Source organism: Sinorhizobium sp. GQ132 (genome assembly GCF_059758575.1).
In genome coordinates this window covers 16,651-28,093 of the sequence record NZ_JCAXDX010000017.1, presented here as the reverse complement: position 1 = coordinate 28,093, position 11,443 = coordinate 16,651, and the positions used below count along the sequence as shown (strand labels likewise).

Below are 11,443 nucleotides of genomic sequence, written 5' to 3'. Positions count from 1 at the left end.
AGCCAACCCGCTGCTTGCTGCGAAGAACGTCTCCTTGAGTGGAACTCGACCATCGATCCGCAAGGGCCGCCCCCGAAGCGCTGGACATGATGCGAAACGCCGAGGAGTTACACCTGGTGCTCGTCGATCCAAAGACCAAGAACGGCGAAGAACCCGGTACTGATGTCGCCACTTATCTTGCACGACACCGCGTCAAAGTGACAGTCGACCAGCTTGCGCGTGCCGACCGCCCGGTCGAAGAGTACTCGCCCAGCACGCACGCGACACTTCGGCCGACCTGATCGTGATCGGCGCCTATGGGCACTCGCGCATCCGCGAGAGGGTTTTCGGCGGCGTAACCAAGTCGATGATCGATGCACCGGTTCGGCCCGTCTTGATGGTTAGATAGCATTTCTTCTCCCCGTGCTGGGAGACTTCAGAAGCGCCCGCTACATGCCTCGGGGCCAGCGGCCTTAATTCACGAGCGCGGCGCTGTGAGCCTCGTCCATGACCCGCTTCAGCTCGTCGATCGCGGAAGCAGAAGGCAGCGTCTCTCCTTCGAGTTCGGGTGGGAGCTTCCAGCCGGGTTCGATGCCCTGCATGTTCGGCAGCTCGTGGGCGATGCCCTTGTGGCAGTCGATGCAGGTCGCCCTGCCCGGCAGCAGGTAGCGCGTATGGATTTCTGCAGCACGCTGCGTCTGCTTGGAAAGGTCCATCGCTGCTGAAGAGTGACAGTTGCGGCACTCGAGGCTGTCGTTGGCCTTGAGCCGCGCCCATTCGTGCTTGGCGAGTTCCAGGCGGTGGTCGAGGAACTTCTCGCGCGTGTTGATGGTCCCGAAAATCTTTCCCCACACTTCCTTTGAGGCCTGCATCTTGCGGGCGATCTTGTCCGTCCATTCATGCGGCACGTGGCAGTCGGGACAGGACGCCCGGACGCCCGAGCGGTTGGAGAAATGAACCGTGCGCGTAAGCTCCTCATATACGTTGGCCCGCATCTCATGACAGGAGACGCAAAACTCCTCCGTGTTGGTGAGCTCCAAGGCGGTGTTGAACGCGCCCCAGAAGACCACACCACCCACGAAGCCGCCGAGCGTCAAAAAGGCGAGGCTGAGCGTTGCGGCCGGCGTGGTCAGAATCTTCCACACCCAGACTAGGAGGCGCTTTATCCGAGCCATGGCCTACTCGCTCCCCGCCTGCTTGACGCCCATCTCGCTCATGTCGCGGAAGGTGTTACCGACGAGCGGGCGCACATCCGCCTGCGGCACATGGCAGGCGGTGCAGAAATAGCGCCGCGGAGAAACGTCGGCGAGCATCTGCCCCTCCCGCGTCATGTAATGGGTGACGCTGATCATCGGCGCGCCGGACTCCTGCGTGAGCTCCCGCTTGTGGCAGGATAGGCACCGATTGGTGTTGACCGAAAGCTGATAGCCTTCGATCGAATGCGGGATGACCGGCGGCTGGTCGGGATATGCGCGCTCCTTGCGGGCGTCGTCGACGACCCATTTGGGGATCGGGTGCGCCTCTACCTCGCCCATCTCCTGCGGCGGTCCGGAAAGCTCCGGCACCCTTTCGCCCGCCATCTGGGCAATCGCCCCCGTTGCGACGAACAGGATCGCCAACAGGCCTCCGAGCCACGAACCGGGGCTTTTCATTATGCGACAGAGACGATTTTGACCGCGCATTTTTTGAAATCCGTCTGTTTAGAGATGGGATCGGTTGCGTCGAGTGTCACCTTGTTGATGAGTCTGCTGGCGTCGAACCAGGGTACGAAGATGACGCCCGGCGGCATGCGGTTGCGGCCTCGGGTCTCGACGCGGGCGCGCATCTCGCCGCGGCGGGAGATGATCCGCACCTCGGCGCCCTGGTTGATGCCGCGATCGCGGGCGTCTCCGGCATTCATGAAGCAGACGGCACCGGGGAAGGCTTTGTAGAGCTCCGGCACTCGCATCGTCATCGAGCCGGAGTGCCAGTGCTCGAGGACGCGGCCCGTCACCAGCCAGACATTGTATTCGTCGTCGGGAGATTCCGCCGGCGGCTCGTAGGGAACGGCGAGGATCACCGCCTTGCCGTCCGGACGTCCATAGAACTTCACGCCCTCCCCCGGCTTCACGTAGGGATCGTAGCCTTCCCGGTAGCGCCAGAGCGTCTCCTTGCCGTCGACAACCGGCCAGCGGAGCCCCCGTTCCTCGTGGTAGCGGTCATAAGGCGCCAGGTCATGGCCGTGTCCACGCCCGAAGGAGGCATATTCCTCGAAGAGGCCCTTCTGGATGTAGAAGCCGAAGGCCTCGGCCTCGCGGTTGGTGTATTCCTTGTTGATCTCGCTTGCCGGGAAACGGTCGACATTGCCGTTCTTGAAGAGCACGTCGTAGAGGGTCTTGCCACGATAGCCGGGATTGGCATCGAGGATATCGGCCGGCCAGACTTCGTCGGTGGTGAAGCGCTTTGAGAACTCCACCATCTGCCAGAGATCGGAACGCGCTTCGCCGGGGGCATTCACCAGTTGGTGCCAGACATGGGTGCGGCGCTCCGCATTGCCGTAGGCGCCTTCCTTCTCCACCCACATGGCGGCCGGCAGGATGAGGTCGGCGCTCATCGCCGTGATGGTCGGGTAGACATCGGAAACGACGATGAAGTTCTCCGGGTTGCGGTAGCCCTGATAGGTCTCGTTCTGCGTATTGGGAGCCGCCTGGACGTTATTGTTGACCTGCACCCAGTAGAAATTGAGCTTGCCGTCCTTCAGCATCCGGTCCTGCTCGACCGCATGGTAGCCGGGCTTTTCGGGAATGATCCCGTGAGGAATGCGCCAGATCTCCTCGGCATGCTTGCGGTGCTCCGGATTGGTGACGGTCATGTCGGCCGGCAGCCGATGGGCAAAGGTGCCGACCTCGCGCGCCGTCCCGCAGGCCGAGGGTTGGCCAGTGAGCGAGAACGGGCTGTTGCCGGGTTCGGAGATCTTCCCGGTCAACAGATGGAGGTTGTAGACCATATGGTTGACCCAGACGCCGCGCACATGCTGGTTGAAGCCCATGGTCCAGAGCGACATCACCTTGCGGTTGGGATCGGCGTAGAGATCTGCCAATTGTTCGAGGAACCCGGCTTCGACCCCGGTGAGTTCGACGGTCTTTTCGAGCGTGTATTCCGACACGAAAGTCTTGAAGCTCTCGAAGTCGCTCGGTGTCATCTTCGCCGCATCCTTGGCATGCGTCGCCTTGACCTCAAGCGGATTGTCGGGCCTCAGGCCGTAGCCAATGTCGGTCGCGCCTGCCATGAAGGTCGTGTGCTTGCTGACGAAGTCTTCGTTCACCCGGCCGGTCTGGATAATGTGATTTGCGATGTAGTTGAGGATCGCCAGATCGGTGCCCGGTTTGAAGACGATGGGGATGTCGGCCAGATCCATGCTGCGATGGGTGAAGGTCGAAAGAACCGCCACCTTCACATGCTCATGGCCCAGCCTTCGATCGGCGAGCCGCGTCCACAGGATCGGATGCATTTCCGCCATGTTCGAGCCCCAGAGCACGAACGCGTCTGCGTGCTCGAAGTCGTCGTAGCAGCCCATCGGCTCGTCCATGCCGAAGGTGCGCATGAAGGCGTAGGCCGCCGAGGCCATGCAGTGGCGGGCATTCGGATCGAGATTGTTGGAGCGGAAACCGGCGCGCATCAGCTTGGTTGCCGCGTACCCTTCGAAGATCGTCCATTGCCCGGAGCCGAACATTCCGACTGCGGTGGGTCCCTTCTCCTTCAGCACCCTCTTCGCCTGCTCCGCCATGACGTCGAAGGCCTCGTCCCAGCTCACCGGCTCGAACTCGCCGTCCTTGGCAAAGGCGCCGTTGCGCTTGCGCAAAAGCGGCGTCTTCAGGCGGTCGGCGCCGTACATGATCTTCGACAGGAAGTAGCCCTTGATGCAGTTGAGGCCGCGGTTAACCTCGGCCTGCATGTCGCCATGGGTGGCGACGACCTGTCCTTCCTTGACGCCGACCATGACGCCGCAGCCGGTACCGCAGAAACGGCAGGGCGCCTTCGACCACTTTATCTGAAGTGCTTCGACGCCGCCCGGCACGGGTTGCGCCGACGCCGGAAGCGCGAGCCCCGCTGTAGCTGCGGCGATGCCGGCCGCATGCGCCTTCAAGATATCACGCCGCGTCAGTTCGCCGGTCATGGCCGATCTCTCCTTGAGTTTCGACATGCTCAAACACCATGTTCGCTGCCACCACGCCCTCGAGCATCGCGATACGCGAAAGACTTTCGCCGAGCATTCCGGTGCTCGTGCCCTCGATCACGACAACGATCTTTCCCGCCTCATGGGCGTAAACTTCGACGTTCGGCATCTCGGCGAGACTGTCGACGACACGCTCTTGCATATGCGGCATTGTCACGATGACCGCGCTGGAGATGTGATAGGACGCGCTCCGATCAGACATGGGCGCGCTCCCAGTCGACCTCGCGAATGCCTATCGCTGCCACTGGACAGACGGAAAGGCAGGCGCCGCAGCCGGTGCAGGCCTCTTCGTCAAGCTCGGGCAAGAAGGGCCCGCCGGCACGCGGACGGAAGCGGATCGCCTCGGTCGGACAGGCGTCGCGACAGGCCTGACAATCGGTGCGGTTCCTGGCAAGACAGCTCTCGCCAATTATCGCGACGTGGGGAAAGTGTCTCAGCCGGCCGGTGAAGACCGGCTCAGGACAAAGTTCCGCGCATTGACCGCAGAAGGTGCACTCCGCGATGAAGAAATCGAGCGCGGGGCGATTCGCGATCAGCCCGATGATGTGAGTCGGACAGGCGTCAACGCATCGTCCGCAGCCGGTGCAGGCCTTGAGGCCTTGCGGGGTTGCTCCCGGCGGAGAGACAAGCCCACTCCCCCGCTTATGGCAGCCGCGGAGAAAATTCCGCCGTGATATGTCGAGGCCCTCGCCCATGCCGCCCTCAATGCGCTGGCGGGCCGGGTGGCCCAAAGATGATCTGAAACATCCAGACGAGAAAGCCGTAGGCACCGACGACGCCCACCGCGACGATCGGCCAGATACCGAACGCCAGCACGAGAAACGTGATGATTTCGTTTCGCCGCCGCGAGGGGGGAAGGCTCGCCGCTGGCTGGTCGGTATCGGGCATTCAAGCGTCTCCTCGCCAAAACGCATAGGCCTGGAGAAAGTCTAGTGCCTCGAGCAAAAAAATAAAGGGAGGGGCCGAGATAATTCGTAGGTTCGGCTTCGAACACTCTGAGAAATCGATCGTCGTCAATTACTTGGCAAGGGAGGTGAAGACGCAGTATATTTATTCGATGCTACTAAAGTAACAATGACAGCACTAAACGGACCCGTCGCAAACAGGATTGCACTGCGGCGGGTCCGTTATTGATTTGGCGTTCTGCCGATTTTATTGAAGGGCCGCGGCGAGCGCGGCGTCGAGGCGCTCCCGCGCCTTCTTGGGCAGCTTCACTGCCTTCACCCTTTCGACATTGGCGGGCGCATCACCAACGACGATTGCCGCGACCATGCCCATGCCGACATGCGGCGTGCATTTGACGCCGTAGACTCCTGGCGCGTCGAAAGTCACCTTGTAGGTCTCGTTCATCTTGCTCTTGAAGGCCGACGCTCCGTCGGGAATCATGTCCTTGATCGTCTCGACATTATGTCCTTTGTCGGTCGGAACAAACGTGACGCTGTCGCCCGGATTAACCTTGACGAATGCCGGCTCGAAGACCATCACTCCCTCGGAGCCCTTGTTTAGCATGCGGACCTCGAAGTCGGCGGCGAATGCTGTACCGGTGAAGGCGGCAAGAACTGCGGCGACTGCCATGCCCTTTGCGATTATGCGCACTTGAAATTCTCCTTGGTTTCAGAACCCTGTTCGGTTCTTGCGGCAAGGAGATAGAATAGAAAGAGCACCGGCTCTTTGATGCTTGTCAAACAGCTGCGAGAATCTGCCTAGTCGCGCCCGCCGTCTGCGAGCGCCGCCAGGCCTGGTAGGTCGCAGATGATGAGCTTTTGCCGCCCGCCCTCGACCAGCCCCTTCTGCTCCCAGGCGCTGAGAATGCGCGATACCGTATGCAGTGTGGTTCCCGTCATTTCAGCTATGTCCTGGCGGGAGATCGGAAAGTCTATGCGGACACCGCCTTTTTCCTGCTTGCCCGCCTGCCGCGAAAGGCGCAGCACCGCATGGGCGACGCGCCTCTCCACCTCCTGGGTCGACATCTCGCGAATCCGCGTGTGTGCCTCTTCGAGGCGCTGGCCGATCGTCTGCATGGTGCTGACGGCTAGATGCGGATTCTGCTCGACGAATTGCGGCCAGAGATCCGTAGGCCAGGAAAGAGCAAGACTTTCCGTAACGGCCGTCGCAGTACCGGGATAATCCGAACGCTGCAGCGCCTTTGCAAATCCGAAGAGGTCACCCGGATGGACGACGCGCACGATGATCTGCTGACCGTCCTCGGTGACCTGGGTCACCTTCAGCCGCCCGTGCAGGAGCAGGAAAAAGCTTGTGGCTCTCTGACCTTGCTCGAAAACAGCGTCACCTTGGGGCACGCGCCTTGCCGTCGCATGGGCGAGCATCCTGTCCAGATCCGCGTCGCTCATCCTGTCGAACAGGGCAAGCGACCGTACGACACTCCGGTCGATCTTCATTCGATTTTCCTACTGCAGAGTCCTTGGATCGGAACCAACGCGACCATGATCTCACTATCATGGCGGAAGGAGGGAACAAAGCAGAGTATCCGCGGCGCGACAGAACGCGGTTGTCGTGAGTGCTTGAGAAGCACCCTTCAATGCGATGCACCTCAGACGTCGAGGCCCTTCTCGCGAAGCGCCTGCAGCAGGCGTGCATACCAACGGGTATTCTTCACTAGACGGAAGCCGACGTTGTCCGGGGGCGCGCCGACGGCGCAGCCGCCCCCCTTGGGCTTGCGGATAAAGGAACTGAGCGCGGCGCGATGCTTGCCCGTGGCTATGTAGATGCCGCAGGATGAGGTGTCGCTGGTAATGCTTCCTGTGCGGTCGAGCGTGACACGCCTAACGCAGGTCGTCGTCCATTCCCAGACATTGCCGCCAAAGTCGGTGAGGCCCGTCTCGCTTTCGCCGAAATGTCCGAGTCGCTGCGGCTCCGGCTCGCGGGAGGCCTTGCGCGCGGTCTCGCGGTAGTAGTCGGCAATCCACCGCAAGGCTGGATTGGAGCCGTCGTCCTCGACGTCGAGCGCGTCGTCGGGAAAACGGCTGCCGGCCGCAAAGGCGAGCTGCTCGTCCGTCGGCAGCATCCAGATCGTGCCGGTTCGCCGGCTGAGCCAGGCGGCATAAGCTTGCGCGTCGTCGAAGCTGACCCCCGTTGCCGGCGTGCTTCCAGGATCTGCGGGTACGTGCTCGGGTTCGGCGGGCGGGCACGCCTGTTCCGCGACGCAGCGCGCGTAGTCTGCGGCGGTTACTTGATATTTCATGATGATGAGCGGCGCGCTCATGCGCACAGTCTCCACCGGCCCGTCGACGGCATAGCCGTTCTTGAAGAACTCCCCGGCTGCACGATACCGGAAATCCCTCGGAGCTACGGTTACGACGGGCGGTTCATCAAGGGCGCTGCCCGACGAAGCGCTGCCCAGCAGCCCTGTCTCAATTGCGAGGATTCCGGCGAGTATCAGAAAGACCGCGGAGGGTATTGCAAGCGAGATGGGAGCGACTTCTCTGCCTTTTGGAAGTGCGTCCATGGCGGCCTCCTTTCGACTGTCGTTCCTTGCCGGTCTCACCGAGAGATCTGGCGGCGAGGGTGCCGGTCGCTCCGATGCGGGCCATCGGAGCGACCTGCTTCAGTCAGGTACCCGATGGAGCAAGGAGCGAGGTCATCAGGTCGTCGTTCCAATCGCCGGTGACGGCGAAATGAGCGGCAGCGCCGAGCTCGAACGCCTCGATCAGGTTGTGGTTGACGTAGGCATAGATTCCGGGCTGCTCGAAGGTGTAGAAGGCAGCGCCCGCCGTGCCGCCGGGTATGAACCAGGTCTCCTGATCGACCTCGGGAGGATTGCGGAACTTGCCGGTCGCCCAGACATAGTCGCCATGGCCGCCGATCAGGTGCGGGCGCGTGTCGCGGTTCGCCTGCGAATGGACGATCAAGACTTTCTCGCCGACGGCGGCCTTGAGCGCGTTGTCGCCGGTGAGCGCCCCGACCGCGCCGTTGAAGACAATGTGGGACGGGGTAAGCGTGCGCATCACTTCGAGCGTATCGGCATAGGCGTCCCCGACGCTTTCATACTTCTTGAACTTGCCGCTTGCGTCGCGCGGCACGTAGAAGTCCTGCTCACCGACATAGTAGACCTTGTCATAGGTAAGCGGCTTTCCGTTGCCGTCGGTTAGTCCTTCGCGCGGCAGCACCATGATCGCACCGTTCATCCCCGAAGTGACGTGCCACGGAACCATGCCGGGAGGTGCACAATGGTAGACGAAAACGCCCGCTTTGGTCGCCTTGAAGCGCAGCACCGTGGTCTCGCCCGGATTGACGACCGTCAGTGCGCCGCCCCCCAGCGCGCCGGTTGCCGAATGGAAGTCGATATTGTGCTGCAGCGTGTTCGTGTCCGCGTTGATGAGCGTCAGCTCGACATAGTCGTCCTGGTGCACGACCATCAGCGGACCGGGAACCGAACCGTTGAAGGTCATGGCATGGAGCTCCGTACCCTGCTCGTCGATGACGATCTTCTTTTCCTCTATCGTCAGCGTGAACTCGACGACCTTCGGGCCGCCTTCGGCCTTTTGCGCATGGGCGTGGACGAAGGGCGGTTTGACGAGATCTACCTTGACGCGCGGCAGCGACGCGACGTCGAGGGAGGCCACCTTGGCTACCGCCTCTTCCGCATGGGCCGATACGGCGCCAACCAGCGGCGTCAGTGCGCCTGCGATCGCGGCGCCGGCCAGCATGCTGCGACGTGTCATCTGGAATTGCTCAGACATGGAACCTCTCCTTGAGAAGACGGAGCGAATATCGCCCGGTCATGCTCATTCTAGGGTGGTGGCGGGCAGGCTCTTTGAGGTGGAGCAAACAGGCAAATTGCCCTGGTGCGACATTTTGGCCAGCAGCGCGACAACTCCGTACGGCGTTTCCGCCGGTACCCAGCTGCCATGTCTTTGCCAATTGTCAAAGAAGACATTGCTCAACTCCGGTAGTCAGAGGCGACCCAGACATTAGGAGTTGAATCATGAATGGATCAAAGGTGGCCAAGCGGGAAGGCTACGTGCCGCGGGGCCTCGCCCGCACGGGCCCGGTGCTCTTTTCATACGGATTCAGACCCTTCTTTCTCGGCGCCGCCGTTTGGGCGGTCGTCGCCATGACCCTCTGGGTTGCGGCCCTCGCGGGTCATCTCGAAGTCGCCGGCAGCTATGGGGCTCATGCCTGGCATGCGCACGAGATGCTGTTTGGCTTCGCCCCGGCTGTCCTTGCCGGATTCTTGCTGACCGCGGTACCGAACTGGACGGGCCGCCTCCCCGTCTCCGGTTGGCCGCTCGCCGGACTGTTCGCGCTTTGGCTGGCGGGACGCGCTGCGCTGCTTTCCCCGGATATGATCGGCATCCCGCCCGCCGCGGCTATAGACGGCCTCTTCCTCCCGGCGCTGCTCTTGATCTGCGCCCGCGAGGTAATCGCCGGTCGCAAATGGAAGGATCTGAAGGTGCTGGGCGGTCTCCTCGCACTGTCGCTCGCCAACGCCTGCTTTCATTTCGCGGTGATCACGGGAGACCATGTCCATATCGCGATGCGCCTCGGCATTTCCGCCTATGTGGTACTCGTCACCATCATCGGCGGTCGGATCTTGCCGAGTTTCACCCGCAACTGGCTGAACCGTGCCGGCCGGACCGAATTTCCGGTTCCCTACAACCAATTCGACACAGTCGCCATTCTTGCGGGCATCGCGGCGCTTGGCGCATGGACGCTTGTTCCCGACCATTCGTTCACGGCGGTGGCGGCTTTTGCCGCCGCACTGCTGCACACCGTCCGACTCGCCCGCTGGCGCGGTTGGTCTACCTGGCCGGAAATGCTGCTCGTCATACTGCACGTCGCCTATGCCTTCGTTCCCCTGGGCTTCGCCACAATCGGCATCGGCGCGCTCGGCTTCGTCGAAGAACGTTCGGTCATGCATTTGCTCACGGTGGGCGCCATCGCCGCGATGATGCTAGCGGTCATGACCCGTGCGAGCCGCGGCCACACGGGATATCCGCTTACCGCATCGCGATTGACGACCGCCTCCTACGCCGCGGTCGTGACGTCGGCGCTGTTGCGCCCGCTGGCGGAAATAGTTCCCGCCGTTGCAGCGAGCCTCTATGCCGTCTCCGGAAGCGCGTGGATCCTGGCCTTTGCGCTGTTCTGCATTGAGTATGGCCCGATCCTGGCGCGCAAGCGCCGGGTAGTGCAGTAGAGCGTTGGTTTCCAACCGCCTCACAAAAGCGCCAGCTAGCCAGCGGGCGCTTTATTGGAAGCGACCTCAGACCAAGCAGCACGTCGATGAGCAAAGACCACCAAGGCCGGGGCAAGGGCCACGTTCGTGGTCCTGCAGGTCGGCCTCATGTTTGCGCGCCAGTTATGGCTGAGGAAGGCGTCGACGGCAATGCCCCCGGCAACGCCAGCGCCGGCATGATGCGCCCATAGGCCGATGGTGACGCCGGCAAAGGCCGGTAGCGCGAATATGGCAAGGATAAATAGCAGCCAGCAGCAGAAGCCGATGGCGGCTATGCCGAGAAAAATGCTGAGGATCATCATGGTGGTGCCTCCCTGACGAATGATCGAAAGGCCGCGCCTACCACCACCGCATTGAACATATGGCCGAAGCGCCGGAAAGCGGGAGTGGAAATCCGCCCCGTCTCGGCGCGACCGATAAGGCGACGGCGGCGCTCATGCGCCGCCGCTTCCGAACTTCCAGACCAGGATGCCGAGATGCATAACTTCGCGACAGGTGGGAGGTCGCAAGCAAGACATCGGCGCGTTTTCGACGGCAACCTAGTGGCCGCGCTCCATAAACTCCTGCAAAGCCACTGCGGTATCCCGGGGAAACTCCTCCGGAAAGAAGTGCCCCCCGGCGACAGGACCGCCGCTCACGTTATCGGCCCATGTCTGCCAAAGCTTTAAGGGGCCGCCTTCGTCAGCGTACCAATTCTGCAGCCCTCCCTCGGCGCTCCAAAGCGCGAGTACAGGGCATGAGATCTTGTTTCCCACCTTCTCGTCCGCAGCGTCATGATCGCGGTCGATGCTCGCGGCGGCGCGATACTCTTCGCAGATTGCATGGACGTGGCTAGGATCTCGCAGCGCGTCGACATAGGCCTCGCGGACTGCGGATGGAAAGGCTTCGTTTCGCGACCCCCACTGATCGATGGCGTTCGCAATAATCGCCTCGGCCGCACCGTCGACGAGACGTTCTGGCAAGGGTTCGGGTTGCGCCAGTAGGCTCCACGGCAAGAACCCGAGCGTCAGACGAACGTCGGCACGATCCCATACGGTGGCCGTCGGTAGGAT

At 62.1% G+C, this 11,443-nt stretch carries 13 protein-coding genes and 1 pseudogene; 2 read left to right on the top strand and 12 right to left on the bottom strand.

Annotation, left to right across the window (positions count from 1 at the left end):
* Positions 1-30: 30 nt before the first annotated feature.
* Positions 31-388, top strand: a pseudogene (locus AC6CIG_RS27010) (universal stress protein); the annotation flags it as partial.
* 64 nt (positions 389-452) lie between these two features.
* Here the strand turns inward: AC6CIG_RS27010 and AC6CIG_RS27005 are convergent.
* The 10 genes from AC6CIG_RS27005 to nirK form a co-directional block, all read right to left on the bottom strand.
* Positions 453-1,154: a cytochrome c3 family protein gene (locus tag AC6CIG_RS27005; RefSeq protein WP_102763120.1), complete on the bottom strand. Its 702-nt coding sequence runs from the start codon at positions 1,152-1,154 to the stop codon at positions 453-455.
* Between the two features lie 3 nt (positions 1,155-1,157).
* Positions 1,158-1,661, bottom strand: a complete 504-nt coding sequence (locus AC6CIG_RS27000) for a nitrate reductase cytochrome c-type subunit (RefSeq protein WP_102763121.1) — start codon at positions 1,659-1,661, stop codon at positions 1,158-1,160.
* Positions 1,631-4,135: a periplasmic nitrate reductase subunit alpha gene (napA, locus tag AC6CIG_RS26995; protein ID WP_498324162.1), complete on the bottom strand. Its 2,505-nt coding sequence runs from the start codon at positions 4,133-4,135 to the stop codon at positions 1,631-1,633. Before napA ends, AC6CIG_RS27000 begins: the two co-directional genes overlap by 31 nt.
* On the bottom strand, positions 4,110-4,397 hold the full coding sequence (locus tag AC6CIG_RS26990) for a chaperone NapD (protein WP_498324161.1): 288 nt from the start codon (positions 4,395-4,397) through the stop codon (positions 4,110-4,112). Before AC6CIG_RS26990 ends, napA begins: the two co-directional genes overlap by 26 nt.
* The gene (locus tag AC6CIG_RS26985) at positions 4,390-4,890 is read right to left on the bottom strand and encodes a ferredoxin-type protein NapF (RefSeq protein ID WP_498324160.1); all 501 of its coding nucleotides are present in this window, start codon (positions 4,888-4,890) and stop codon (positions 4,390-4,392) included. The genes AC6CIG_RS26990 and AC6CIG_RS26985 overlap by 8 nt, the downstream gene beginning before the upstream one ends.
* A 7-nt stretch (positions 4,891-4,897) precedes the next feature.
* Positions 4,898-5,083 carry a periplasmic nitrate reductase, NapE protein gene (gene napE, locus AC6CIG_RS26980; RefSeq protein ID WP_010967656.1) on the bottom strand — a complete coding sequence of 62 codons (186 nt, stop codon included), beginning with the start codon at positions 5,081-5,083 and terminating at the stop codon, positions 4,898-4,900.
* A 264-nt stretch (positions 5,084-5,347) separates the two neighbouring features.
* The gene (locus tag AC6CIG_RS26975) at positions 5,348-5,791 is read right to left on the bottom strand and encodes a pseudoazurin (RefSeq protein WP_498324159.1); all 444 of its coding nucleotides are present in this window, start codon (positions 5,789-5,791) and stop codon (positions 5,348-5,350) included.
* A gap of 107 nt (positions 5,792-5,898) precedes the next feature.
* Positions 5,899-6,594: a Crp/Fnr family transcriptional regulator gene (locus AC6CIG_RS26970; RefSeq protein ID WP_498324158.1), complete on the bottom strand. Its 696-nt coding sequence runs from the start codon at positions 6,592-6,594 to the stop codon at positions 5,899-5,901.
* A gap of 152 nt (positions 6,595-6,746) precedes the next feature.
* Positions 6,747-7,661 (bottom strand): SUMF1/EgtB/PvdO family nonheme iron enzyme, encoded by a 915-nt coding sequence (locus AC6CIG_RS26965; RefSeq protein WP_498324157.1) that lies wholly within the window; start codon positions 7,659-7,661, stop codon positions 6,747-6,749.
* A 103-nt stretch (positions 7,662-7,764) separates the two neighbouring features.
* Positions 7,765-8,895 (bottom strand): copper-containing nitrite reductase, encoded by a 1,131-nt coding sequence (gene nirK / locus AC6CIG_RS26960; RefSeq protein ID WP_498324156.1) that lies wholly within the window; start codon positions 8,893-8,895, stop codon positions 7,765-7,767.
* A 245-nt stretch (positions 8,896-9,140) separates the two neighbouring features.
* Between nirK and AC6CIG_RS26955 the strand changes: the two genes are divergently transcribed.
* Entirely contained in the window at positions 9,141-10,352 is a 1,212-nt protein-coding gene (locus AC6CIG_RS26955; RefSeq protein ID WP_102763129.1) for an NnrS family protein, read from the top strand.
* A gap of 35 nt (positions 10,353-10,387) precedes the next feature.
* Here AC6CIG_RS26955 and AC6CIG_RS26950 read toward each other — a convergent pair whose 3' ends face one another.
* Entirely contained in the window at positions 10,388-10,693 is a 306-nt protein-coding gene (locus AC6CIG_RS26950; protein ID WP_102763130.1) for a hypothetical protein, read from the bottom strand.
* Between the two features lie 237 nt (positions 10,694-10,930).
* On the bottom strand, positions 10,931-11,353 hold the full coding sequence (locus tag AC6CIG_RS26945; RefSeq protein ID WP_498324155.1) for an alpha/beta fold hydrolase: 423 nt from the start codon (positions 11,351-11,353) through the stop codon (positions 10,931-10,933).
* Positions 11,354-11,443: the final 90 nt, after the last annotated feature.